Origin of the sequence: Dactylosporangium sp. NPDC051485 (assembly GCF_040682015.1) — a bacterium.
GTDB lineage: Bacteria > Actinomycetota > Actinomycetes > Mycobacteriales > Micromonosporaceae > Dactylosporangium.
Genome location: NZ_JBFAZW010000020.1, coordinates 51,699 through 75,855 on the forward strand (window position 1 = coordinate 51,699; position 24,157 = coordinate 75,855).

Annotated in this window: 22 protein-coding genes; 13 read left to right on the forward strand and 9 right to left on the reverse strand. The window is 70.3% G+C overall.

The window, feature by feature from the left end; translation table 11 throughout:
- Positions 1–26 precede the first annotated feature (26 nt).
- The 5 genes from AB0M46_RS14160 to AB0M46_RS14180 form a co-directional block, all read right to left on the reverse strand.
- Positions 27–1,058 carry an ABC transporter ATP-binding protein gene (locus AB0M46_RS14160; RefSeq protein ID WP_363335859.1) on the reverse strand — a complete coding sequence of 344 codons (1,032 nt, stop codon included), beginning with the start codon at positions 1,056–1,058 and terminating at the stop codon, positions 27–29.
- On the reverse strand, positions 1,055–2,545 hold the full coding sequence (locus AB0M46_RS14165) for an iron ABC transporter permease (protein WP_363335861.1): 1,491 nt from the start codon (positions 2,543–2,545) through the stop codon (positions 1,055–1,057). The genes AB0M46_RS14160 and AB0M46_RS14165 overlap by 4 nt, the downstream gene beginning before the upstream one ends.
- 94 nt (positions 2,546–2,639) lie before the next feature.
- The gene (locus AB0M46_RS14170) at positions 2,640–3,743 is read right to left on the reverse strand and encodes an iron ABC transporter substrate-binding protein (protein ID WP_363335863.1); all 1,104 of its coding nucleotides are present in this window, start codon (positions 3,741–3,743) and stop codon (positions 2,640–2,642) included.
- Positions 3,644–6,295, reverse strand: coding sequence for an AMP-binding protein (locus AB0M46_RS14175; RefSeq protein WP_363335865.1), 2,652 nt, complete (start codon positions 6,293–6,295; stop codon positions 3,644–3,646). Before AB0M46_RS14175 ends, AB0M46_RS14170 begins: the two co-directional genes overlap by 100 nt.
- Before the next feature lie 91 nt (positions 6,296–6,386).
- Complete coding sequence (locus tag AB0M46_RS14180) at positions 6,387–7,013, reverse strand: hypothetical protein (protein ID WP_363335866.1); 627 nt, start codon at positions 7,011–7,013, stop codon at positions 6,387–6,389.
- 55 nt (positions 7,014–7,068) lie between these two features.
- Here AB0M46_RS14180 and AB0M46_RS14185 point away from each other — a divergent pair, with 55 nt between their 5' ends.
- Positions 7,069–8,022, forward strand: a complete 954-nt coding sequence (locus AB0M46_RS14185) for a helix-turn-helix transcriptional regulator (protein ID WP_363335868.1) — start codon at positions 7,069–7,071, stop codon at positions 8,020–8,022.
- Positions 8,019–8,768, forward strand: coding sequence for an SDR family NAD(P)-dependent oxidoreductase (locus AB0M46_RS14190; RefSeq protein ID WP_363335870.1), 750 nt, complete (start codon positions 8,019–8,021; stop codon positions 8,766–8,768). The genes AB0M46_RS14185 and AB0M46_RS14190 overlap by 4 nt, the downstream gene beginning before the upstream one ends.
- Positions 8,769–8,988: 220 nt before the next feature.
- Here AB0M46_RS14190 and AB0M46_RS14195 read toward each other — a convergent pair whose 3' ends face one another.
- Entirely contained in the window at positions 8,989–9,645 is a 657-nt protein-coding gene (locus AB0M46_RS14195; RefSeq protein ID WP_214408707.1) for a response regulator transcription factor, read from the reverse strand.
- Positions 9,633–10,916, reverse strand: coding sequence for a histidine kinase (locus AB0M46_RS14200; protein ID WP_363335872.1), 1,284 nt, complete (start codon positions 10,914–10,916; stop codon positions 9,633–9,635). Before AB0M46_RS14200 ends, AB0M46_RS14195 begins: the two co-directional genes overlap by 13 nt.
- A 186-nt stretch (positions 10,917–11,102) precedes the next feature.
- Between AB0M46_RS14200 and AB0M46_RS14205 the strand changes: the two genes are divergently transcribed.
- Both AB0M46_RS14205 and AB0M46_RS14210 read left to right on the forward strand, forming a co-directional pair.
- Positions 11,103–11,597, forward strand: coding sequence for a hypothetical protein (locus AB0M46_RS14205; protein WP_363335874.1), 495 nt, complete (start codon positions 11,103–11,105; stop codon positions 11,595–11,597).
- A gap of 187 nt (positions 11,598–11,784) precedes the next feature.
- Entirely contained in the window at positions 11,785–12,342 is a 558-nt protein-coding gene (locus AB0M46_RS14210; RefSeq protein ID WP_363335875.1) for a methyltransferase domain-containing protein, read from the forward strand.
- Between the two features lie 212 nt (positions 12,343–12,554).
- Here AB0M46_RS14210 and AB0M46_RS14215 read toward each other — a convergent pair whose 3' ends face one another.
- The gene (locus AB0M46_RS14215) at positions 12,555–13,592 is read right to left on the reverse strand and encodes a hypothetical protein (RefSeq protein ID WP_363335877.1); all 1,038 of its coding nucleotides are present in this window, start codon (positions 13,590–13,592) and stop codon (positions 12,555–12,557) included.
- A gap of 360 nt (positions 13,593–13,952) precedes the next feature.
- Here AB0M46_RS14215 and AB0M46_RS14220 point away from each other — a divergent pair, with 360 nt between their 5' ends.
- Entirely contained in the window at positions 13,953–14,453 is a 501-nt protein-coding gene (locus AB0M46_RS14220; protein WP_363335879.1) for a SigE family RNA polymerase sigma factor, read from the forward strand.
- Positions 14,450–15,505 (forward strand): hypothetical protein, encoded by a 1,056-nt coding sequence (locus AB0M46_RS14225; RefSeq protein ID WP_363335880.1) that lies wholly within the window; start codon positions 14,450–14,452, stop codon positions 15,503–15,505. Before AB0M46_RS14220 ends, AB0M46_RS14225 begins: the two co-directional genes overlap by 4 nt.
- A 120-nt stretch (positions 15,506–15,625) precedes the next feature.
- On the opposite strand, the gene AB0M46_RS14230 is transcribed toward AB0M46_RS14225, so the two are convergent.
- Complete coding sequence (locus AB0M46_RS14230) at positions 15,626–15,859, reverse strand: DUF4259 domain-containing protein (protein ID WP_363335882.1); 234 nt, start codon at positions 15,857–15,859, stop codon at positions 15,626–15,628.
- A 396-nt stretch (positions 15,860–16,255) separates the two neighbouring features.
- Here AB0M46_RS14230 and AB0M46_RS14235 point away from each other — a divergent pair, with 396 nt between their 5' ends.
- The 7 genes from AB0M46_RS14235 (at position 16,256) to AB0M46_RS14265 (ending at position 24,054) form a co-directional block, all read left to right on the forward strand.
- Positions 16,256–17,581 (forward strand): cytochrome P450, encoded by a 1,326-nt coding sequence (locus tag AB0M46_RS14235; RefSeq protein ID WP_363335884.1) that lies wholly within the window; start codon positions 16,256–16,258, stop codon positions 17,579–17,581.
- A 9-nt stretch (positions 17,582–17,590) separates the two neighbouring features.
- A complete protein-coding gene (locus tag AB0M46_RS14240) occupies positions 17,591–18,487 on the forward strand; it encodes a terpene synthase family protein (protein WP_363335886.1) in 897 nt (298 codons plus the stop codon).
- Positions 18,484–20,118: a prenyltransferase/squalene oxidase repeat-containing protein gene (locus AB0M46_RS14245; RefSeq protein WP_363335887.1), complete on the forward strand. Its 1,635-nt coding sequence runs from the start codon at positions 18,484–18,486 to the stop codon at positions 20,116–20,118. Before AB0M46_RS14240 ends, AB0M46_RS14245 begins: the two co-directional genes overlap by 4 nt.
- Before the next feature lie 237 nt (positions 20,119–20,355).
- Entirely contained in the window at positions 20,356–22,611 is a 2,256-nt protein-coding gene (locus AB0M46_RS14250) for a nitrate- and nitrite sensing domain-containing protein (RefSeq protein ID WP_363335889.1), read from the forward strand.
- Positions 22,612–22,688: 77 nt separating this feature from the next.
- Positions 22,689–23,069, forward strand: coding sequence for a roadblock/LC7 domain-containing protein (locus AB0M46_RS14255; RefSeq protein ID WP_363335990.1), 381 nt, complete (start codon positions 22,689–22,691; stop codon positions 23,067–23,069).
- Positions 23,070–23,078: 9 nt separating this feature from the next.
- On the forward strand, positions 23,079–23,468 hold the full coding sequence (locus AB0M46_RS14260) for a DUF742 domain-containing protein (protein WP_363335891.1): 390 nt from the start codon (positions 23,079–23,081) through the stop codon (positions 23,466–23,468).
- Positions 23,449–24,054, forward strand: coding sequence for an ATP/GTP-binding protein (locus tag AB0M46_RS14265; protein ID WP_363335893.1), 606 nt, complete (start codon positions 23,449–23,451; stop codon positions 24,052–24,054). The genes AB0M46_RS14260 and AB0M46_RS14265 overlap by 20 nt, the downstream gene beginning before the upstream one ends.
- The last annotated feature ends 103 nt before the right edge of the window (positions 24,055–24,157 follow it).

Genomic DNA, 24,157 nt, shown 5'->3' on the forward strand with positions numbered 1-24,157 from the left:
CAGGCTGGTCATCGTCGTCGGACGAGTCAGTGTTGGGGGAATGAGCGGACGGGTGCGGGCACTGCGATACCTACCTCGTCGCCTGGGCGAGGTACCCGATCGCCGGGGACACGCGCCACGACGCGGGTCTGGTCGGCCAGGTCCAGGCGGACCATCGCGTCGGCGCCTTGGTAGGTCACCGACAAGACCGATGCCGTGGTACCGGACGGCTCGCGCAGGACGAGTTGCTCGGGTCGAACCATCACGAGCACGTCGCCGGTGGCCGGTTCGGCCAGGTCGAGCTGGCCCAGACAGCAGTGGACGGTCCGGCCGGCGGCCTGTCCGCGCAGGAGCATCGCGTCGCCCAGGAACCGGCCGACCTCGGGCGTGGCCGGTGCGCCGTACACGCCGGCCGGGCTGTCGATCTGGGCGAACCGGCCGTCGAACATGACGGCCACCTGGTCGGCGAACGACAGCGCCTCGGCCTGGTCGTGTGTCACGAGCACGGTGGTTGCGCCCCGCGCGGCGAGAGCGGCACGTGTGGCCTCGCGGGTTGCGGCGCGCAGCGCGGTATCGAGCGATGAGAACGGCTCGTCGAGCAGTACCACTGAAGGCTCGCGGGCCAGGGCCCGGGCGAGTGCGACGCGCTGCTGCTGCCCGCCGGACAGCTCATCCGGCCGGCGGCGGGCCAGGCTCGGTGACAGGCCGACGAGCTCGAGCAACGGCTCGACTTGCGCCGCTCGGCGCCGTTCGGCCCGCGGCAGCCCGAAGGTGATGTTGCCGGTCACGTCGAGGTGCGGAAAGAGTGCGCCGTCCTGTCGGACGTAACCGATGCCGCGCCGCTCCGGAGCGACCAATGCCGGTCCGTCGGTCAGCACCTCGCCGCGTACCTCGATTCGCCCGTGGTCGGGCCGGATGAACCCGGCGATCGCCCGCAGCAGCGTGGTCTTGCCGCTGCCGGAGGGACCGAGCACCGCGGTCATGCCGCCCGCGCGCACCTGCAGATCGACGTGGTCCAGCACCGGCGGGCCGCCGTACCCGACGGTGAGCCCGGTGATGGAAATGCCGGCGCCGCTCATCGCTGGTCCAGGATCTGCCGGCGCAGCAGGATGGTGAGCGGGGCGGACAGGGCGATCATCGCCGCAGCGTATGGGGCGCTCGCCACGTAGTCCAACTCGTCGCTGGCCGACCAGAACGCGGTGGCCAGCGTTTCGGTGCCGGTCGGGGCGAGGAGCAGGGTGGCGGTGAGTTCGGTCGACGTCGCGAGGAAGACCAGAACGAATCCGGTGAGCGCCGATGGCAACACCAGCGGGAGGACCACCCGGATGAGGGTACTGAGACCGGACAGCCCCAGCGAACGCGATGCCTCGAGGAGCTCGGGCGGAGCCGCGGCCAAGCCGGACCGCCAGGCGACCATGGCGCGGGGCATGAAGAGCACCGTGTAGGCCAGCACCGCGAGTGCGGCGGTCTGGTAGACCGGGCGGGCCCACTGCACCGCCAGCGTCACCAGCGCCAGCCCGATCACAACCCCGGGAAGCGCGCTCGCGAGGTAGGTCACCCGCTCCAGCGCGGTCGCCAGCCGGGACGGGTACCGATGCAGCAGCCACGCAGCGGGCAGCGCGGCGACCGATGCCGCCAGGCCCGCCAGCACCGCCAGGCCGACGGTCGAACCCGTCGCCGCGAGCAGCGGGCCAACGACCACCGCGCCGGACGTCATCGCCCGCACCAGCCAACGCAGCACCAGTACCAGCGGAACCAGCAGCGCCACGCCGACCAGCGCGACGAGTGCGGCGGACGCCGGGATGGTCCACGCGCCCAGGCGGTACGCGACCGGACGCTGCCGGGCGCCGGCACCCATCCGGGCGATCCGTGCGCGGCCGCGCAGCGGCACCTCGAGGGCCAGCAGACCAATGCAGAGCAGCACCAGTACCGCGGCCAGCAGACTGCCGGCGGCATTGCTGAACCCGACCGCGAACTGCTGCAGGATCGCCGTGGTGAATGTGGGGAACCGCATCATCTGCAGGACGCCGAACTCGGCCAGCAGGTGCAGGGCCACCAGCAACGCGCCACCGGTGATGGCCGGACGCAACTGCGGCATCGCCACCCGCAGTACCGCTCCCAGGCCGGACGTGCCGAGCGACCGTGCCGCGTCCAGGTGCCCCTGGTCGAGCGCTCGCAGCAGCGCCGCGGCCGGCAGGAAGACGAACGGATAGTAGGCCAGGGCCGTGATGAACACCGCGCCACCCAGCCCCTGCACCGCCGGCAGCACCGACGTCCAGGCGTAGCTGCTGACGAACGCCGGGATGGCGAGCGGCGCCAGGAGCAGCGTGCGCCACATGCCGGCGCCCGGCAGCGTCGTTCGCTCCACCAGCCAGGCTGCGCCACAGCCCAGCAGTACGGTGATCGGAACGGTCAGCAGTACCAGGAGCATCGTGTTGCCGAGCAGTTCGGCCGTCCTCGGCCGCAGCAGCAGCCTCGACGCCTCGTCGCCAGCGGCGGAAGCCTGACCGACGACGACCAGGACCGGCAGGACCATCACGGCCGCGACCAGGACCGCGGCCGTCACAACAACCCACGGCCTCCGGGTGTACCGGCGGCCGCGTACGGCTGGCCGGGGCGTCACCGGTTCGTCGTACGCGGTGGCGGGCGACGCGCGAAGGTCAGATGATGCCGGCATCGGTCATCAGCTCATTCACCTTGTCGGAGTTCAGCGTGAAGGGGTCGACCGGCGGCGCCTGCAGGCTGTCCAACGGCGGCAGCGCGGGCGCCGAGGCGACACCGCTGCCCACGGCGTACTCCATCGACTGGGAGTCGACCAGCACCTGCTGCCCGGCCTTGCTGGTGATGAAGGTCAGGAACTTCTGGGCCTCGGCCGGCTTCTTCGTCCGGGCCAGCACGGCACCTCCGGACAGCGACACGAACGCGCCCGGGTCCTGGTTGCGGAAGTAGTGCAGGGCCGTATTGGCGCTGCCTTCCTTGGTGCCAGCCTGGTCCCGGTACCAGTAGTAGTGGTAGATCACGCCGCACGCGATCTCACCGGCGTTGACCGACTTCATCGTGGCGATGTTGTTCTGCAGTACCCGGGCGTTGGATTTCAGGCCGTCAAGCCAATCACTGGTCTTCTGCTCGCCCTGACCGGCGAGCATGCCCGCCACGATGGCCTGGAAGTCCGCACCACCGGGGGCACAGCCCCAGCGGCCCTTCCAGTGCGGCCCGGCGAGATCCATCAGCGACTTCGGCAGGTCAGCCTTGTCGAGTTTGGCGGTGTTGTAGACCAGCACCGTGGACCGGGCGGCGATCGAGGTCCACGCGTTCGACGACGGAGCCAGATTGGCCGGCACCTGCCGCCGGGTCTCCTCGTCCAGCGGGGCGAGCAACTTGTTCCGCTCGACCAGCGTCATCGCCGGACTGTTCTCGGTGAGGAACACGTCGGCGGGCGACGCGGAGCCCTCGGCCACGATCTGATGACCCATCGAGGCGTCGGAGCCCTTGCGGACCTGCACCTTGATGCCGGTCGCCGCGGTGAACGCCTCGACCCACGCTTTGGTGAGGTTCTCGTGCTGAGCGGAGTAGACCTGCAGCGAACCGGGGTCGGCGACGTACCCGTTCTCGGATTTCGACCCGCACCCCACCAGGCCCATCGCCCCGAAGGCCCCCAGGCCGGTCAGGAACGTGCGTCGACGCATGTCATGTCCTCTCTCACGAGTTGCTTCGCCGCCACGCGACGACGGATGACTGCGACCGCCGGCAGAGGCGGCAGCCACCGGCGCAGGACGTAGTTGCCGACCGCGCAGAACCCCAAGCCGGCGGCGATCGCGGCCGCGAACTTGATGATCGGCGAGCCGAAGAACGCGAACACCTGGAACTGCACGAGGTAGATGTGCAGCGAGGCGGCCGCCAGTGCGCCAAGCGGACGGACGAGCAGCTGCGGTACCGGTAGCGCGGGCACGAGCGCCAGCAACGTGAGCCCGCCCATGATCGCCAGGTTGCGTGCGGCGTCCCCGGCGAAGAAGCCGAAGGTGGCGCCCACGGCGACCGCCGTCGTGACCAGCCGGCGCCGGCGACTGTCGGCCGCCGCCATCGCGGCTCCCGCCACGAACAGCCACGCCACCGTGCCCGGCAGGCCACGCAGCGGACCGTCGTACAGCGCGAGCACCAGATAGCGAGGCACCAGCAGCACCGCCAGGGCGAGCATCGCGGTGCGCCAGGCGTCGGCGGCGTATGCGGCCCGCAGCCACGGAACAGCCAGCACGGCGACGATGGCGATCATGATCACCAGGTAGGCCTCGACGAACCAGAAGTTGTTGCCGTCCTGCGGCCGGGCGAGCCAATGCACGAGCGCAACGTTCGACCAGTGGACCGTTCCGAACCCGAACAGCATCACCGCCGCGACGGTCACCGCCGGGACGACGACCCCGACCGCGATCCGGGCGGTCCGCAGTACGCGCTCGGCTGTCGTCGGCGAGGCGAGTACGTACCTGGCGAACAGGAAGCCGGCGACCGCAAGGAGGAGGTGCGCTCCGCCGGGCAGCCGGAACAACCCGACATGACTGCCACAGATCGTCACCACGGCCACGCCGCGCAGGACGACGCTCGTCTCGACCCGCCGCACCAGCGGACCCCACCGCCGGGAACGTGGCCGCCGGTCGGCGAGTGCGACCAGGTCGCGCACCGGGCGGTGGTGCCAGTCGGACGGCAGATCACCGAGCAACCGCGTCAGGGCGACGGACGCCGCGACGTGGCTGAAGGAGTCGCCGCCGAGCTCGACGAAGGACAGATCAGGGTCGATGCCACCGCGGCCGACAAGCGGCTCCAGTACGGCGAGCACCGCTGCGGCGGCCTCTGCCTTCTGGCCGGGGGCCTCCGTGACGTGCAGGTCGGTGCTGCGCTGGCGGTCGAGTTTGCCGTTGGGCAGCATCGGGAGGTCGTCGACCGCGCGGACCGAGATTACCGACCGGCCGAGACCGCAGACCTGGGCGGCCTGGTCGCGAACCTGGTCGGGGGATTGCGCACAGCGCCGGTAGGTGACCTGAAGCTGGTCGTCGCGGCCGGTGACGCAGGCCTGCAGCCCCTGGCCGCGCAGGGAACGCTCGACCTGGCCGAGGTCGATCCGGATTCCCATGATCTTCACGAAGTCGGACCGCCGGCCGACAATCCGGACCAGTCCGTCCGCGTCGATCCGCGCCAGGTCGCCGGTTCGAAGCTCAGTGTGCGTCCGACCCAGGGCCAAATCGTCTGGCTGCTCGGCGTACCCGAGCATGACGCCCGGACCCGTGAACACGAGCTCGCCAACCGGGCCATCGGGTGAACCCGCCGCTTCGTCGATTCCGGCCGGGTCGAGCCGGAACGCCGACCCGGCGATCGGCCATCCCACCGCATCGGGGTATCGCTCCGACAGTTCGGGTGGCAGCACGGCCATCCGCGCGGTGGCCTCGGTCTGGCCGTACATCACCGCCATTCCCCAGCCGGCCGCGCGGCCCCGAGCGGCGAGTTCCCGCACCCGCGCGGGCGGCAGCGCGCCGCCGGCCTGGGCGAGCAACCGGAGCGAAGGCAGATGATCCAGCACACCTTGTACGTCGAGCAGATCCACCACGTGCGGGGTGGCGGCAACCACGGTCACCCGGTCGCGGCGCAGGTCATCGGCGAAGCCGGGATCGGTCACCGACCCGGGCCGCAGCACTGTGGTGGCACCGGCTCGGAGTTGGGCATGCAGCACCGACAGCCCGAAGCAGTAATGCAGGGGTAGCGAGGTGACCGCACGGTCGGCCGGTGTGATGGCCAGCGTGGCCGCGATCGCCTCGGCATTGCTGAGCACGTTGCTGTGGCTGAGCCGAACCAGCTTGGGTGAGCCGGTGCTGCCCGACGTGCTGAGCAGCAGCGCCAGATCCGGATGCAGGAGGTGCCGCGGTTCATCGGTGGCACTGTTCGGCGTTGCGGTCTCGAAGGTGCCATCCCGATGGAGCCACAGGTCGGGCTGGTAGGCCTCGGTGATCGATCGATGCTCGGGCGGGGTGATCAGTGCCACGTGCCCGGCCGACATCACCGCCAGATAGCCGAGCACCAGGCCGCGATGCGGGGCCAGCGGCACGTGCACGAGCCGCCGGCCAGCCTCTGCCGGCGGCAGGCTGGCCGCGAGCGCAGCCACCCGATCGGCGAGCTCCCCGTAACTGAGACGGCCGGCGGAGTCGATCAGGGCAGGGTGGTGCGCCTCGGCCGTGTCAGACACCGGGACGGCGACGCGCACCCGTCGGGAATCCAACAGAGGCATGGTAGGTGAGGCTAACCTAATGAACCATGGCTGTTCAACCGTAAACACCGAGCAAAATCGCGGTATTTACGGTTGGTATAACGGTGGCGCACGCCGGGTTACTGACCGCGTTGTCCCGCCTCGCCGGCGTGGCATCCGATCAGGCCGTTTGGTTGACCGTGCCGTCCGCGGCGATGCGCAGGCGCGCCTGGGGCGTGCCGCCCGCGCACGCGCTCTGCTCGGCGCCGGAGTTCGGGCAGATCAGGCGCGGCTGTACCCGTACCTCCGCGGAGATCGGCATCGGCGCGCCTGTCGGCGTCGTCACGATCACGGTCACAGGGTCGAGGGTCAACTGCGGCACTGGCGCGTAGCCGTACCCTGGCCCCGGCCCTGGCAGCTGCACCGGCCCGCACGCCACCGCGTCGGGACCCGTCGACGCCCCCGGGCAGGGCGCCGTGCTCGTCGGACCGGCGATCAGCAGCGGCACGTCCTGCTCGGCGCAGCCCCACGTACCGCAGGTTTGCAGGTGCACCTGCGGCACCCGGGCCGAGATCGCCTGGTCCACGTCAACACCGAAACCCCGCAGGGGAGCAGCGCCCGGTGCCGGCTGGCCGCCGGTGCCTGACGTGCCGCACCCATTCGTGCCGGACCAGACGCCGACAAGCAGCACCACGAGAAGAAGTCGCTTCACGCTCGATCCGACGCGCTCGTCGTGTTCCCCGTTCCCGGCATGATCACATTCGCACTCATCGGCTGCCCACCGCTGCTTCCTGGCGTCCTCGTTCAAGACGGCCCCGTGGCAATGGACGTAGCGTTCCCTGACAGCGTTGGACGGAGGGGCTGTGGAGGAATTCGCAAGCGCGGTGCTGGTGGCGGCAGTGCAGCGGGCGCTTGCCGGGGATGGAATACCGGTTGTCGTGCCCGCGCTGAGTGGCGCGCTGCTGCCGTTGGAGGCCAAGCGGCGGACCCTAGCGAGCGTATCGGAGGAGCATGGCCTGCTGCCGCTGTTGCGGGTGGGCCTGTTCCTGGCGGAGCTACCGCCTGATCCGGCCATCTCAGCTCTCCTGGCTTCCGGCACCCCCCACGATCTCTTCGCCCGATGGAGCCGGCTGGAACGCTTCACCCACTCGCGCCACCGCGTCGTGATTCGTGAGGCGGGCCCGAAGTACCTCATCGCCGAGCATGTCGGACCGCCCGCAGCACCGCCTGAGCCTGCTGAGGATGCGCTGATCCTCGGCGTGTTGGCGGCCTTGACCGCGGCGATTGGCGGCCAGGCAGTCACGGTCAGGCTGGGTACTGACAGTGCTCCGGTGGTGTTCGCCAAGGGTGTCTTCATGGCGCCACCTCCCGGCCACGGTACCGCACTCTGGCATTTCACCTGGTCATCGCTCGCATCGAAGGTGCATCCGGCCGTCACCGATGCGGCTTCGCACGCACGTCGCATCCTCGCCAGCGATCTCGGCCGCCGCTGGACGCTGGGTGGCCTCGCGGCCGAGCTTGCCACTTCCACGCGTAGCCTCCAGCGGCGCTTGCGTGCCGAAGGCGGGTTCAACGCGCTACTGAGCGCAACGCGGGCCGAAGCGGCCGCAGACCTTCTCATGAATAGCGAGCACCCGCTCAGCATCGTCGGCTTCGCATCCGGCTACGCCGACCAGCCGCATTTCAGCCGCGACTTCAAACGCCGGACCGCCATGACGCCGTTGGCATACCGATCGGCGTTCGCCAGCTCGCCCGCTGAGCGGCATTCCCACCTCGGCCACGGCGCCGATCGACTATTGAAAGCGGCACAAGCATGAACCTTGTCGGCAAAACTATCCTCGTGACGGGCGCAACCCGCGGCATCGGGCGGGAACTCACCCGCCAGTTCATCGAATCTGGTGCGCACGTGGTGGCAGCCGGACGCGAGCACGGCCGCCTCGAGTCGCTCGCCTCCGATTACCCCGGCCGCGTCACGCCCTGGGCCGTCGACCTTGCCGACCCTGACGCGGTCGACATCTTCACGCGCGAGCTCACTGATCGACATCCCCAGCTCTCGATCGTGATCAACAATGCTGGTGTGCAGACACTCACCGACTTCCTCGGGGACGGTCCGCAGGCCACGCGGGCCGCCCTTCGCCGCGAGGTCGCCATTAACCTCGACGCTGTCATAGCGCTCTCGACCGGCCTGTTGCCGCGCCTGCGCCGGCAGCCCGCCGCCGCGATCGTGAACATCACCTCCGGATTGGCGGTGACCCCCAAGCGCTCCGCACCGGTGTACTGCGCCACCAAGGCGGGAGTGCGTGTCTTCACCCGCGCACTGCGCTACCAGTGCCAGGATGCTGCGCCGCACGTCCGGGTGATCGACGTGGTACTGCCAATCGTCGACACAGACATGACCCGAGGGCGTGGCCGAGGCAAGATCAGCGCGGCCGACGCTGCTGCCGCAGTGCTCACCGGCATCCGTTGCGGCTCGACCGAGATCTATGTCGGCAAAGCCAAGCTTCTGCCGGCGGTCATGCGGCTCTCGCCCGCACTCGGATACCGGATCCTGCGCAATAGCTAACGCGAGCACGGCGGCCGCCTGACCACCCGCGCAGCGCGAGTGCTACTCAGGCTCGACATCGGGTGATCCGCACCAGTTGATGCCGCACGGCACCACGAGGCGCCGCGAGGCATCATGCGAATCCCCGCAGCGCGCCGGAGAAACGAGAGAACCGCAGGTGGGGGATCCACCTGCGGTTCTGGCCCCCGCGCCGCGGCGCGGGGGCCGGGCGCCTCACGCTTCACACGGTCGGCGACGCGCTCTCCAGGAATCGCAGCACGGCCAGGACCCGCCGGTGATCGCCCTCCGAGGCGGGCAGGTCGAGCTTGGTGAAGATGCTGTTGATGTGCTTGGCCACGGCGCTCTCACTGACCACGAGCTTCTCCGCGATCCCGGCGTTGGACCGCCCCTCGGCCATCAGCCCGAGCACCTCCCGCTCCCGCCCGGTGAGCCGGTCCAGCGGGGTGTTCTGCCGCCGCACCAGCAGCTGCGCCACCACCTCGGGGTCCAGCGCGGTGCCGCCCGCGGCCACCCGGCGCAGCGACTCCAGGAAGACGTCCACGTCCGCGACCCGGTCCTTGAGCAGGTAGCCGACGCCGGTGGTGCTCGTGGAGAGCAGGTCGGCGGCGTAGCGCTCCTCGACGTACTGGGACAGCACCATGATCGCCACCTCGGGCCACTGCCGCCGCACCACCAGGGCGGCGCGGATCCCCTCGTCGGTGAAGGTCGGCGGCATCCGCACGTCCGCGATCACCAGTTCCGGGCGGTGCCGCTCCACCGCGGCCAGCAGCCCGGCGGCGTCGTCCACCGCGGCGGCCACCTCGAAGCCGGTCGTCTCCAGCAGCTTGGTCAGCCCGGCGCGCAGCAGCACCGAGTCCTCGGCGATCACAGTTCGCACGGAAGCTCCACCATTATCGTGGTCGGCCCGCCGACCGGGCTGACTATCTCGAACCTGCCGTCCACCGAGGCCGCGCGCTGCGCCAGGCCGGTCAGCCCGGAGCCGCGGGCGGCGTCGGCGCCGCCGATCCCGTCGTCCGCGACGGACAGCCGCAGCAGGGCGCCGTCCAGCCACACGTCCACCCGGGCTGCGGACGCCTGGGCGTGCTTGGCCACGTTGGCCAGGGCCTCCGAGACCATGAAGTACGCCACCGCCTCGACCGTCGGCGGGACCCGCCGGGGCACGTCCACCGCCAACCGCACCGGCACCGGGGAGCGGGCCGCGATGCCGGAGAGCGCCGCGTCCAGGCCGCGGTCGTCGAGGACCACCGGGTGCAGGCCGCGGACGAGGTTGCGCAGCTCGCCCAGGGCCTCCTTGGCCTCCTCGTGCGCCTCGGCCAGTGCGGTCCGGGCGTCCTCGGGCAGGTCCTTCAGGGTCGTCCGGGCCAGGCCCAGGTTCATCGCCAGGGACACCAGCCGCTGCTGGGCGCCGTCGTGCAGGTCGCGCTCGATCCGGCGGCGCTCGGCGTCGGCGGCGTCCACCACCGCGGCCCGGCTCTCGGTCAGGTCGGTCACCCGGCGGGCCAGCCGCTCCGCCCGGCTGGGGCCGAGCAGGTCGGTGGCGAACTTCAGATCCCAGCGCACCGAGGCCATGACCAGCCAGGGCGTGAGGTAGACCACTACCAGGCACACGAGCGCCCTCCAAAGCGCCAGGGACGTCGCCATGGACAGCCACTTCCAGTTCGGGCCGAAGGCGATCGCCGCGCTCAACCAGCCGAAGCAGATGAGCCCGCTGACCCACACGGTGCCCGCGATCACGCCGACCAGGTTGGCCGCCGGTCCCGCGATCAGGTGGTAGCAGGCCTGCCGCCAGGTGCGCGGGTGGCGCAGCCGCGCGCGCATCCGCGGGAGGAACGGCGCGTCCGCGGACGCCGCCTCCCGGGCCGTGTGCGGGGCTCGGGGGATCTGGGCGCCCCGGATCTTGTAGTACGCGGACCGGCGCAGCGTCGTGAGCTGCGGGCCCAGCAGCACCGCCGCCAGCAGCGGGAGGAAGGCGCAGGCGAGGATCGACGGCAGGTAGATGGGGGCGAAGAACGCCCACGGCAGCCCGATCAGACCCAGCGGCAGCAGGCTCAGCGCCGAGGAGAGGATCACGAACCACAGGTCGCGCCACGCCCGCCCGCGCCAGGGCGCCAGCAGGAAGCGGCCGATCGGCGCCAGGACGCGGTTCATGGTCTCTACGGTATTCGACCAGGTGACCGGCGTTCCATGGCGCTGGCGCCCGCTTCGGCCTGTACCTGGCACCACCCCCGGAACGGAAAGCCACACTACTGATTCGCCGGGCCGCGGCGGCCAGAGTGGTGATCGTGCCCGGCGCACCACCAGACGCCGGCGCCGGGCCGAGAGGGGACGACCGCCATGCTCGCCGTCACGGACCGCCTCGACCGCGTCCTCGGCCGGATCGGGTCCGAGCCCGGGCCCCGGCCGGGGCCCGGGCGTCCGGACGCCCGCGCCGACCGCCCCGGCGGACGCCGGCCGAGCGCGCTCGGTGCCGCCTTCGTGCTGGCCGGGCTCGCGATGATCCCGTGGGTGTTCTACCTCTCGGTCACCCTGCCGGCCAGCGCGCGGGACGCGCACTGGTCGCTCGCCTGGGTCGGCCTGGACGGCTGCGAGGCGCTGGCGCTGTTCGCCACCGGCCGGTTCCTGCTGCGGCGGGACAACCGGTGCGTGCTGACCGCGGTCGGCACCGCGGTGCTGCTGCTCGTGGACGCCTGGTTCGACGTCACCTCGGCGGCGCCCGGCCCGGACCTGGCCACTGCGATCGTCATGGCGGTCTTCGCCGAGATCCCGATCGCGCTGGTCTGCGCCGTGCTCGCCGCGCGCGTCCTGCGCACCCCGTTCCCGCGCGGCTGACCGGCCGCCGCGTATCCGTTCCGTCCGCGCCCTGTCGCGCGTCACCGAGAAGAGAAGACCGATGCCGCTCATCAGCCGTCCCTCGCGCAAGACCGTCCTCGCCGCCACCACCGGAGCCGCCGTTGTCGCTGCGGGTGCATGGTGGTTCAGCGACCGCGCACCGTATCCGTATTCACAGCGTCGCCTGTTGGATCTGGAGCTGCCCTTCCTGGGGCTGACCGATCTGGACGCGGTGCTCCGTCCGCGGACAGGTGAACGGATGCTGGAACTCGGTCCGGGCACCGGTCTGCAGGCGCTGCACGTTGCGCCGCAGCTCGGTCCGGACGGGCGCCTGGACATCGTGGACGTGCAGCAGGAGATGCTCGACCACGTGATGCGCCGGGCGAAGGAGGAGGTGCAAGCGGGTAGGAACGCGGCGGGCGGGAACGCGGCGGCAGCGATTGTGCCGCACTGCTCGGACGCGCGGGAGCTGCCCTTCGACGACGGCGTGTTCGACGCCGTCTACCTGGTGACCGCGCTCGGGGAGATGCCGGAGCCGGCCCGGGTGCTCAGCGCGGCGGCGCGGGCGCTGAAGCCGGGCGGGCGGCTGGTGGTCGGCGAGTTCTTCGACCGGCATTGGATCCCGTTCGGGCGGCTGCACCGGCTGGCCGACGGGCAGGGGCTGCACCTCGCCGAGCGGTGCGGGCCGAGCCTGGCGTACCTGGCCCGGTTCCGGCCCTGCGGCGCGGCGGCCGCGGCGGTCTGAGCTTCGGAGCGGCCCCTATGAGAGGTGGGAAACTCAATACGTCAGAAAGGGGCCATGAGTCGATCAGGCTGTCTCATTCGCGACCGGACAGTGGGCCATCGGGACGTGGTCAAGCACGGCCGGAGCGTCAACTCGATCTGGTTGCGTGACGCTGCATGCGCGTGGATCGCGGCATGTGCGCACACCAATGCAGTCCGGGACCACTCAACGTGTCAGGTGGTGGAGCAGTAGTCGGTAGCTCGCCCGAAGCCCAGGTCGAATTGCTCCTCCGTCAGGCTGATCAGCTCGAGTGCCTGGTGGGCGGCCGACCCGTACCGATCACTCAAGGCCTGCGTCCACACCCGCCGAGCAGCGTCCAGAACCTGCCGCTGATCTGCGCCCGAACTTTGAAGCTCGATGTAGTACGCCGCCGTGCGGGACCGTATGCGCGCTTGGGCCATGAAGATCTCGGCGCCACCGGCCGGACCGTGCAGCACACCGGCGCAGCCGACGATCGCCCGCATGGGAAGCGGTGCGCTGGCCACCGCGTCGGCGAGGAACTGCCCGACCGCGACCTGGTCGGCGTCTGGCGGTAACCCTGCGACCAGCGCCACCTTGACCGACGTCCAGCCCGCGGGGAGCCGCGGTGCGCGATCGGCGGGCTTGACCCGTACCGCTCCTGGCAGGTCTTCCGGCCGAGCCCACCGGAAGGCCGTCGTGAGCCCAGTCGGGTCGAGGTTCAACGCTTTCATGATCAGCCGATGCTGGAACTCGGCGAAGACTTGCCCATCGGTGCCGAAGTCGCCGCGCAACGTGGCGCCGAGCCGATCCAGGTCCATCGGTCCCACGCCCAAAGGCGCGAAGATCTGCGGGTTGGCACCCCCGGGACCCTTGGGGTACTCCGCGTCGGCTGGATACTCGACACCCCCGAGCCGGAACTTGGGCTCGTCGTTTTCGTCGATGAACCAGTCGACAAGCATTTCCCGCTCGGACACGTACTCGTGGACACGGTTGCCGTTACGGTAGATGTTGATGAGCACCACGTCCGAGTCGAAGACCACGTTGCTCATGGCGGCCGTATGCAGCGTTGCGCTGATCGCCCTGGCCAGGCCGTCGGCGTCAGCGTGGTTGTGCGGACCCTCGCGCGGCAGCACCGCCGCACGTCCCGACGCGGCGGGCAGTACCCACGCGTCGGCTCCGAGGTCGGCCAGGGCGCCTACCACGTCAGCGAGATCCCCGACCACCATCAGGTTTTGGTAGCTGGTGCCCATATTGTCCGTACCTCCAATGCGTCAAGTCCGGCCAGCCAGCAGAGGATACAAGCGCCGAGATCCGGCCCGGTGGGCTTACGGGCCTCGGCGCGATACGCGGGCCGCAGGACGGTAGTAGCCTCGCGCGCTGCGCCTGGCGATCGGCGCTGCTGTTCCGCGACGGAACTGCTCAGCATCGGCACGCCGCGAACGCGGCACTTCACCCCGGCGAGTGACACGCAGCAGCAGACATCCCCGGCATGATGCGAATCGAGGGCGATCGAGGCCCAGCATGAGGGTGCACCGGGATCACGCCCGGGCCCGCGAAACGCGGGCGTGATGGGTCAACGGACTCGGCGACTGGATGCGTCTGTTCGGAAGATGGACTTCCACGAGTACGTGTATGCCCGCGGGCCCGCGCTGATGCGGCTTGCCTGCCTGCTGACCGGCGACCCGCACCGGGCTGAGGACCTTCTGCAGGAGGTGTTGGTCAGCGCATATGCGAAGTGGCATCGGATCAGCACTGCCGAACGCCCCGACGTGTACGTGCGCCGCATGCTCGTCAACGCGAACATCTCGTGGTGGCGGCGGCTGACCAACCGGGAGGTGGCGGTCGATACCGTCCCCGACCGTGGTGGCGGCGGTGACCACGAGCAGGCCGTGGCCGACCGGGACGCGATGTGGCGTCTCGTGAGCACGCTGCCGCCGAAACAGCGCGCGGTCCTGGTTCTGCGGTACTACGAGGACCTCAGCGACGCGGCGATCGCCGAGATCCTGTCCTGTTCCACGGTGACCGTCCGGACCCATGCCATGCGCGGACTGGCGACCTTGCGGGGACATTTCCCGGCACCGAGCACCTCGACCTGTAGGAGCGCGACGTGATCGACGAACTGCTGACCGAGACCCTCCGTGAGCGGGCCGAAAGCCGGGCGGACCTGACCGTTCTGGCGGAGCGGGCCGTCAAGCGAGGCCGGCGCCGAATGGTGACGCGCCGATTCGTGACCGGGTGTACCGCGGTGGTGGTGACCGGTGCCCTGATCGTCGGTATCGCGCGGTACCAGACCGGCGGCGAGCCGTCGCTGCCGGTCGGTGTTTCCCCGCTCGTCGTCGTGCCCGGCGTTCCCGGGCTGCCCACGACCGACGCGTCTCGCTTGCCGAGCCGCGCCGAGGTGACCGCCGGCGACCCGGACGAGCTGCCGTTCGCACTCGATGCGATCCCTGCCGCGTACGACCTGTACGACGCGCGGTTCGGGCTGGAGCCGGAGCTGCGGCTCCAAGACGATCGGGGGGCCAGCGCCCAGCTGCAGTTGCTGGACAAGCCGACGCCGATCGAACCCGCGGAATCGACGCAGGCGCTCACCGTGGGGCAGCGCACGGCGACACTGTACCGCTCCGGCGACTTCCACCGGGTGGTGTGGGAGATCGCCGACGGCGCCGGGGTGTGGATGCACGTGACCGCCGGCAGCGATGCACTCGCCATGGAGTTGGCCGAGCACGTCCGCCTCGACCGTCGCACGCACTGCGCCGTGCCGGCCGCGCCCGTCGCCTTGCCGACCGGCTACGCCGTGGAGGACTGCGACGTCTCGCTGCGGTTGCTGCCCGAACAGCAGCGGGCGTCCCTGGACGGCGCGACCATCACCTACAGCCAAACCGGCACGGCGCACCGCATCATGATGATCGTCGTGAAACGGGAGCCGCGCACGAAGGACGACGAAGACGCTGCGCCGGACCGCAAGGTGGCCGGCTGGCCGGCGGCGTTGGTGCCCGTCGAGGACGGAGTGCAGCTGCAACTGCCGGAGTTCGGCGAGCTGACCCTGGCCATGACGACGTCCCGCGGCGCGACCGAAGCCGAGGTGCTGGCGGTGGGCAAGGTTGTCCGGTCCGCCCCGGACATCTCGATGCCGGAGCACTGGCTTCCGGCGACGCCGGGCTGAGAGCACAGGTCGCGGTCGGATACCGGCCCTGGACACCAGCCGGGCACTACTGGCCGATGCGGTGAAAGCGCGACCCATGGCCAAGCTGCGTCCATAGTGGACGATCAGCGATCCCGGCGCTTACCGGTTGCCCGGGGCGGCGTCGATGGTTGTGCGGATCTGCTGAAGGGCCGCCGCGCCTTCCCCGGACTCGTCCCAGAGCTCACGCCATTCCGAGTCGTCGCCGGCGATCCGGTCCAGCGCCCGGACTGCCAAGGCCGGGACGTCGTCGGCGACGTCGATCCTGCCGCCCCCGAGCAGGAAGTCCGGCGCGTAGGAGGAGGTGATTCGCGATATTGGGCGTACGGCAGTCATGATCGCATGCCGGGTGCACCGGGAACCTGCGTGACCAGGGCTCATCCGTGCGCATCGTGTCAGGCATCACACGAGTTTCGAGTCGTCTCCCCGGCGCGGTCAGGTTGCTGATTGTGGCGGCCACTGCGCGGGTTCGGCCGAACTGGCAGTTGAGAGATGGTAGCGCGCCAGCACGCTCAGTTATGTGGCGTGCAAGAACACACAACTACAGCGAAAGATGTACATAGAATAAGATCACTCCCACCCCGGGCGTCCCGCGGATGAGAGGATCGAGCGCAAGCAGGACGCTCGTACTGCTGTGGGTCCGGGTTCCGCGAGCCCTGGCTTTGGGGGTGCATTATGTCCTCCGTACAGGAGGTCACGACCAGCACGGCCGGCTCCGTACCGTTGCACCGCGTGGTGCCACGGTTCGTCCGCGATCCGCTGGAGGCGTTAGTCGGCTTCGCCGATGAGGCCGGCGGAGGGGTCGTGCGTCTTAATCTAGGCACTTTCCGCCCCTACCTGGTGACGCATCCCGAACATTTGCAGCATGTGCTGAAAGACAACGCCGCCAACTACGTGCGTGACGGCAAGGGGCTGCTCTGGCGGCCGGTACGCCGGGCGGTCGGGGAGGCGATCCTCGTCGTCGAGGGGCCGTTGTGGGAGTCCAGCCGGGGCGTCCTGCAGCCGCTGTTCACGGCGAAGCGGGTCGAGACGATGGTCGACGGGATGGCCGCCGCGATCGGCGAGGCGGTCGACGTGCTGGACGAGCCCGCCAGGGCGGGCCGGGCGGTCGACGCCAGCGACGCACTGGCCCGGATCGTGTGCCAAGCCACGATGCGGGTGCTGTTCGGGGACAAGATTGCGGTTCCGGACGCGCTGCGGGTCGTCTCTGCGCTGGGCACGATCGCGACGGCGATGGTTCCCCGGCTTCTTGTGCCGTTCATGCCCTACGCGATTCCCATGCCGGGCGATCGCGCGTTCCGCGGCGCGGTGCGGACCATCGACGACGTGGTGCTCCCGATCATCCGCGAGGCCCGGGAACGACCGGGCGACGACCAGGACATCGTGTCCACCTTGTGCCGGTCGCGCGTCGTCGACGGCCAGGAGATCAGCGAGCGGCAGATTCGGGACGACGTCGTGGCGATGTTCTCGACGTCGACGGAGACCACCATCGCGGTGCTGTCCTGGTTGTGGCCCGTGCTCCAGACGTATCCCGAGGTGTCGGCGCGGCTGCAAGACGAGGTCGACCAGGTGGTGGGCGACGGTCCCGTCCAGCGATCGCACCTGGCTGAGCTTCGGTACACCCGGATGGTCCTGGACGAGCTGCTGCGCCTGTACCCGGCCGGCTGGATGATCCCGCGGACGGCCGTGGAAGGCGAGACCCTCGGCGGCACGCAGATCACGAGTGGTGCGACGATCCTCGTCAGTCCGTACGTCACCCAGCGGATGGCGGCGTACTGGGATGACCCGGACATCTTCGACCCGGAGCGGTTCGCTCCCACCGCACCGCGACGTCAGTTCCGGTACTCCTACTTTCCGTTCGGCGGCGGCCCGCACCAGTGTCTCGGTCAGCACCTGTTCCTCCTGGAGGCGCCGCTGATCATTGCGACGCTCCTGAGCCGGTTCCGGATCCAGTTGCGCGGCAAGGCCGACCTCGCGCCGCGGATGGGCGCCTCGCTGCGGCCACGCAACACCGCGCAGTTGGAGCTGACGCCCGTCGACCGCTCCCGCACGCGCTGAGGGGCGCGGATGCGCACGCAGCTCACCGGCCGTGACGAGATCCTGGTGGGGTCGGAGCACGGCCGGATCTGTGCCTTGGCCGCCGCCGGCCAGCGTGATCTCCAAGGGCGCGCCGCCGCGCACCACGAACTGTTCGCGGCCAAGACGTTCGACCCGGCGCTCTTCAGCGCCGTTGCCCACGCCACCGCGTTCGGTGCGCCGTGGTGCACGGTCGAGCAGCTGCAGCTGGCGAACTGGGCTTCGCTGTGGGTCTTCGCGGCGGACTGGCGGATGGACTGGGCGGAGACCTCGGCCGAGGAGGTGGCGGCCATCGTCGCCGACTGCCTCGCCGTCGCGGATGGCGTTGCGGCTACGGCCGCCAGCCCGCTCGGGCGTTTCCTGGCCGAGATCCGGGATCGGCTGGCGACGGCGCCCTCGTTCCCGGCCGGACGCCTGCTCTGGCGCGACGAGGTCGAACGGATGTTGTCGGCCATGGCCCGGGAGCGGCAGTGGCGGCCGGCCCTCGCCGGCGGGGCGCCCGGGCCGACGTTCGACGAGTACCTCGACAACGCCGACAACACGGGACTGTCGTTCGTCAACGTCACGCACTGGCTGTTCACCGGTGACCGGGCCTGCCTGGACCGGCTCGACGAGCTGATCGAGGCCGGTCGCGAGGCACAACGTGTACTGCGCCTCGTCAACGACCTCGCCACGCACCAGCGCGACGAGGCTTCGGGTGACCTCAACGCCCTCATGTGGGCCGACCGCGGTGACGTGTCGGGGCGCATCGCCGCGCTGGTCGACCGCTGCCAGGACCTGCTGCACCCGTTGGAGGCGAGCTGCCCCCAGCAGGTCGTCTATCTGGCGCGGCAGATCGGCTTCACGAGCGGGTTCTATCGGGTCACGGACTTCTGGGGTGATGCATGACGATCGAGGACATCGACAAGGTCGCAACGCCTGGCACCGTGGCGGACGCCGGCCTTGCCGCATCGGCGCATGACCTGGTCGCCCAGGTGGCGCTCGATCCCTGGGGACGGGTCGGCCCGTCGGTCTATGAGACGGGGCGACTCGTGGCCGTGGCCCCGTGGCTGACCGGACACGACCGGCGGGTGCAGTACCTGCTGGACAACCAGCGGCCCGACGGTGGCTGGGGGCCTCCGGAGGGTTACGCCCTCGTGCCGACATTGAGCGCGGTCGACGCCCTGCTCGGCACGCTCGGCCGGCCTGATGCGCAGCCGCCGGGCCGCAGCCGCGAGGCGGACCTGGCCCGCGCGGTCGATCGAGGGCTGCAGGCGCTGTTCGGCTGGCTGCCGGCGGGCACGCTGTCGATTCCGGACACGCCGGCGATCGACCTCATCGTGCCGGCGCTGGTGGCCTCGATCAACGAGCGGCTGGACGGGTTCCGCGACGCGTCGATCAGGAAACTTGATGCGCGGTGGGACGACCGCCGCCTCGGCTTGCCCCCGGGCATGAGCGGGACGCGCCTCGCCGCGGTCCGCCAGCGGCTCGCGGCCGGGACCCAGCTGCCGCCGAAGCTGCTGCATTTCGTGGAGGTGCTGGGCAGCGGGGCGGCAGGCGCGCCCGGCATGGCCCCGGTTCCGCCCGGTGTGGTCGGCGCCTCGCCCGCGGCCACCGCAGCGTGGCTCGGCGGGCCGGCCGGGCCCGCGACGCAGTTCCTGGAACACGTCGTCGGCCAGCAGGACGGGCCGGTGCCGTGTCCACTCCCGATCACCGTGTTCGAGCGGGCCTGGGTGCTCAGCTCGCTGACGCGCGCCGGCGTGCCGCTCACCGTGCCGCCGGCGCTGCTCGACGAGCTGTCGGCCGCCGTGGAGCCGGCCGGCGCTGCCTCAGGTGCCGGACTTCCCGCCGACGCGGACACCACCTCCGTGACGTTGTACGCGCTGGCCAAGCTCGGCCGGCCCATCGCTCCCGACAGCCTGTGGCATTTCGAGACGGAAGCCGGCTTTTGCACCTGGCCCGGTGAGGACGGTTTCTCGGTCTCCACCAATGCCCATGTATTGGATGCTTTCGGGCACCACATGGCCACAGGTGCCGACGCGTCACCGCGATATCCCGCGGTGCTGGACAAACTGTCGGTGACGCTGTCCGGCCACCAGGAGGCGGACGGATCGTGGCGCGATCGATGGCACGCCTCGCCGTACTACGCGACGGCGTGCTGCGCGCTCGCGCTGCACCAGTACGGCCGCGGGCCGGCGGCGCTCGATGCGGTCAGCGCGGCCGTGGACTGGGTCCTGGCGACGCAGCGCCCCGACGGGTCGTGGGGCCGATGGTCCGGTACCGCGGAGGAGACGGCCTACGCCATCCAGGTACTGATCGTCACGGGCAATCCCGCCCGTCGCGCGATCGACGAGGCCACGCGGCAGGGTTCTGCATTCCTGCGACAGGCCTCCGGTCGACGGACCGACCCCCCGCTGTGGTACGGCAAAGAACTCTATCTGCCCGAAGCGATCGTTCGCGCCGCAACGATCGCCGCGGAGCACCTGGCCCAGACAAGATCAGCATCGGCGGCGTTTGGCAACAATGCTGCGCCCCGGTAGGAGTAAACATGCGCTGACCTGCATAACTTTGAGGGAGTGGTCGAACGCTGATACGGTGCCCGTTGTCTACGAGGCTGAGAGCTTGCAAACGCGATTGACTCTCACCGAATAGCCGATGACATTCTGCCCCCAAGCCCCGCGGTGGATAGTGTAATGGGTTCTCGCAGCACGAATCTCCGTGCGAAAATTGCCGCACTCCTGGTTTCATTGGCCTGTCTGTGGGCGTTCGCTGCGTGGGTGACGCTGCGGGAGGGATTGAACCTGTTCTGGGTTCAATCCCATAACAGCAACATCTACCAGCCGAGCGAGCCGTTGCTCAGAGACCTGCAGACCGAGCGGCGGCTCTCGACGGCCTACCTCGGTGATCCCAGCGATCGGCAGCGGCAGGACCTGAGCGCCGCACGGCAGAGCACTGATCAGGCCAGCGCGGCGTTCAAGCAGTCGGTGCAGGGCTGGCAGGCCGACCCCTCGGGGGATGTGGAGCTGCGGCGGCGCGTCGACAAGATCGTCGCCGGCCTGGACGGACTGGCCGCCACCCGGGCCTCGATCGACGCCCGCACCATCGACCGTGCCGACGCGGCGAACTCGTTCACCGGGCTGGTCGCGTCGTTCTTCGAGGTGTACGACTCGCTGGGCGGCCTGGATGACAAGGGGATCTCCGCCGACGCGGCCTCGCTGATCCGGCTCAACCAGACCTGGGAGCTGATCAGCCAGGAGGACGCCCTGTTGACGGGGGCCCTCGCGGCCGGCAGCTTGACGGCCGACGATCACGCGCGGTTCGTGCAGATCGTCGGCGCGCAACGGTTCCTCGCCGGCGATACGGCGGTTCGGCTGTCGAGCGCCGACCAGGTCCGGTACAACGAGATGAGCAGCGGCAAGTCCTTCACGAGCCTCCGGGCCGTCGAGGATCACGTCATTCGTGACACGCGTCCGGGCGCGAAACCGCCGACCACCAAGGACGAATGGCGGGCCACGGTCGACCCCGCCCTCGTCGACCTGCACAACGTCGTGGTCGTCGGCGGTAAAGACATCGTCGATCGATCCACGCCGGTCGCGATCTGGGTCTTCGTCCGCCTGCTGCTCGCGGCCGGTCTCGGGCTCGGCGCGGTTGTCGCGTCGATCGTCATCTCGATCACCACCGCGCGGAAGCTGCTCGCCCAGCTGGTCCGGCTGCGCGACGCCGCGAACGACCTGGCCAACGTGCGACTGCCGGCGGTGATGGACAAGCTCCGTCGCGGCGAGCGGGTCGACGTGCGGGCCGAGGCGCCGCCGCTGGAGTTCGGCTCCGACGAGATCGGCCAGGTGGGTCAGGCGTTCAACGCCGTGCAGGAGAACGCCATCCGCGCCGCCGTCGAGCAGGCCGAGCTGCGCAACAGCGTGCGTGACGTCTTCGTCAGCATCGCGCGGCGCTCGCAGGGCCTCATCCACCGGCAGCTGAAGATGCTCGACGCGATGGAGCGCGAGGAGACCGACGCCGCCGACCTCGACGCGCTGTTCCGGGTCGACCACCTGGCCACCCGCATGCGCCGCCACGCCGAGAACCTCATCGTGCTGTCCGGCGGCACGCCGGGCCGCGCCTGGCGCCGGCCGGTCCCGATGATCGACGTCATCCGTGCGGCAACGGCCGAGATCGAGGACTACGCCCGGGTCAACGTCGCGTCGGTACCGTCGGCCGGCGTCATCGGCCGGGCGGTGGGTGACGTCATCCACCTGCTGGCCGAGCTCGTTGAGAACGCCACCTCGTTCTCGCCGCCGCACACCGTGGTGCAGATCGGCGGGCAGGTCGTGAGCAACGGCTACGTGGTCGAGATCGAGGACCGGGGCCTCGGCATGGGCGACGCCGCGCTGGCGGCCGCCAACGAGCAGGTGCGCAACCCACCGGAGTTCCAGCTGTCCGGCAACATCCGGCTGGGGCTCTTCGTGGTCGGCCGGCTGGCCGAGCGGCACGACATTCGCGTCCATCTGCGCCGGTCCCCATACGGCGGCACGACCGCGATCGTGCTGATCCCCTCCGCGCTGATCGTCAGCCAATCCGACGGGGCCACCGTTCCCGCCGACGAGGCACCGGTCAACGGCAGTGCCGCCGCGCCGATGGTGCCCGCCCAGCAGGCGGCCCAGGGCATCGAACCGCCGCCGAGCTACGTCCGGGAGCCGCGGCATGCCGCCGTCGCCGTGATGTCGCGGCCAGGGGAGGGCGAGCCCACCGACAACAGCGTCGTGGGGCGGGCCGAGCCGGGGGCCGCCGCGGCAGTACCTCTCGACACACCGGAGCCGGCCGTGGAGCCTTCGCAGCCGAGGCAGGTGACCGGCCTGCCCCGCAGATCCCGCAAGCCAGTGCAGCCCCTGCCCGAACCACCGGCCGCGCCGCCCGCCGCCGCACCGCCGGTGTCCCCTGAGCGGGCCCGCGCGCGGATGTCCGCCTTCCAACAGGGCTCCCAACAGGCCCGGCAGGCGGGTGGCGGACCGGCCGGGCCGCCGACTGAGCAGTCATGAACGATCAGCGACTCGAAGTCGAGAAAGGGACCATAGTGGGGCAGGAATCGAGCACTACCGTCGATCTGACCTGGTTGATGCAAGACCTGGTCGACCGGGTGACGGATCTGCGGCATGCTGTCGTGCTCTCGGCTGACGGTCTGGCCATAGCGGCGTCGAAAGTCATGCAGCGCGACGACGCCGAGCGCCTCTCCGCCGTCGCCTCCGGACTGCAGAGCCTGGCCCGCGGCGTCGGCACGCACTTCGAGATCGGCGACCTGCGCCAGACGGTACTCGAGTTCGAGGACGGGTACGTCTTCGTGACCGGGGCCGGGCATGGCACCTGCCTCGCGGTGATCAGCGGGCCGGACACCGACCTGGGTCTGGTCGCCTACGAGATGGGGATGCTGGTCAAGCGGGTCTCCGAGCACCTGGCGACCCGGCCACGCAACTACGCCAGCCCGATCAGCGGGGGGTAGCGCGCGACGATGGAACCCAACCACTCCGACGAGCCCGACGAGGTGTGGGTCGACGCGGACGCCGGCCCGGTCGTGCGTCCCTACGCCATGACTCGCGGCCGGACCCAGCCCACCAGCGGCAACTTCGACCTCATCACCATCGTCATGACGGTCCGCGCCATGTCCCCGGTCGACGTCGGCCTCGGCCCCGAGCACGAGGCGATCGTCCAGCTGTGCCAGCAGCCGACCTCCGTGGCGGAGCTGTCCGCCAACCTCAACCTCCCGGTGGGCACGGTCCGGGTCCTGCTCGGCGACCTGCTCAGCCGGGTCCTCATCGTGGCCAGCAACCCGGATCCGGTGACCAACCCTCCCGGCGACGACCTTTTCGAAGCGGTGATCAATGGCATCCGGCGACTCTGACGTGTCCAACGGCCTGTCCGTGCCCAAGGCCACGAAGCTGCTCATTGCCGGCGGCTTCGGCGTGGGCAAGACGACGCTGGTCGGCGCCATCAGCGAGATCAAGCCGCTGCGGACCGAGGAGACCCTCACCGAGGCCAGCATCGGCATCGACAACCTCGACGGCGTGGCCAAGAAGACCACCACCACCGTCGCCATGGACTTCGGCCGGATCACCATCAGCAGCCATCTGGTGCTGTACCTCTTCGGCACCCCGGGCCAGGACCGGTTCCTGTTCGTGTGGGACGAGCTGTCGACAGGCGCGATCGGCGCGGTCGTGCTGGCCGACACCCGCAGGCTCGACGACAGCTTCCCGTCGATCGACTACTTCGAGCAGCGCGGCATGCCGTTCGTCGTCGGCGTGAACTGCTTCGACGGTGCCCGGCGCTACCAGCCCGATGAGGTCCGCATCGCGCTCGACCTCGAGCCGGACGTGCCGGTCATCCTGTGCGACGCCCGCGACCGGGAATCGGTGAAGTCGGTGCTGATCGAGTCGCTCAGGCACGCCCAGCGACGCGCCCAGCGGCAGCGGACCCCGTCGCCGGCGTAGTTCTCCTCGCCAATATTCAGCACAGAAGTGCGGCTGGAGCACCGGCACCGGGCCGGTCGACGGCATGGGGGCCGGCGCAGCATCGCCGGCCCTGCGGGGTCAG

What these genes read in the sequence shown, in the direction of transcription:
- AB0M46_RS14160 (WP_363335859.1), bottom strand. Translation starts at nt 1,058, where the DNA reads ATGAGCGGCGCCGGCATTTCCATCACCGGGCTCACCGTCGGGTACGGC.
- AB0M46_RS14190 (WP_363335870.1), top strand. Translation starts at nt 8,019, where the DNA reads ATGAACCTTGTCGGCAAAACTATCCTCGTGACGGGCGCAACCCGCGGC.
- AB0M46_RS14200 (WP_363335872.1), bottom strand. Translation starts at nt 10,916, where the DNA reads ATGAACCGCGTCCTGGCGCCGATCGGCCGCTTCCTGCTGGCGCCCTGG.
- AB0M46_RS14205 (WP_363335874.1), top strand. Translation starts at nt 11,103, where the DNA reads ATGCTCGCCGTCACGGACCGCCTCGACCGCGTCCTCGGCCGGATCGGG.
- AB0M46_RS14215 (WP_363335877.1), bottom strand. Translation starts at nt 13,592, where the DNA reads ATGGGCACCAGCTACCAAAACCTGATGGTGGTCGGGGATCTCGCTGAC.
- AB0M46_RS14220 (WP_363335879.1), top strand. Translation starts at nt 13,953, where the DNA reads ATGGACTTCCACGAGTACGTGTATGCCCGCGGGCCCGCGCTGATGCGG.
- AB0M46_RS14230 (WP_363335882.1), bottom strand. Translation starts at nt 15,859, where the DNA reads ATGACTGCCGTACGCCCAATATCGCGAATCACCTCCTCCTACGCGCCG.
- AB0M46_RS14240 (WP_363335886.1), top strand. Translation starts at nt 17,591, where the DNA reads ATGCGCACGCAGCTCACCGGCCGTGACGAGATCCTGGTGGGGTCGGAG.
- AB0M46_RS14245 (WP_363335887.1), top strand. Translation starts at nt 18,484, where the DNA reads ATGACGATCGAGGACATCGACAAGGTCGCAACGCCTGGCACCGTGGCG.
- AB0M46_RS14255 (WP_363335990.1), top strand. Translation starts at nt 22,689, where the DNA reads ATGCAAGACCTGGTCGACCGGGTGACGGATCTGCGGCATGCTGTCGTG.
- AB0M46_RS14260 (WP_363335891.1), top strand. Translation starts at nt 23,079, where the DNA reads ATGGAACCCAACCACTCCGACGAGCCCGACGAGGTGTGGGTCGACGCG.
- AB0M46_RS14265 (WP_363335893.1), top strand. Translation starts at nt 23,449, where the DNA reads ATGGCATCCGGCGACTCTGACGTGTCCAACGGCCTGTCCGTGCCCAAG.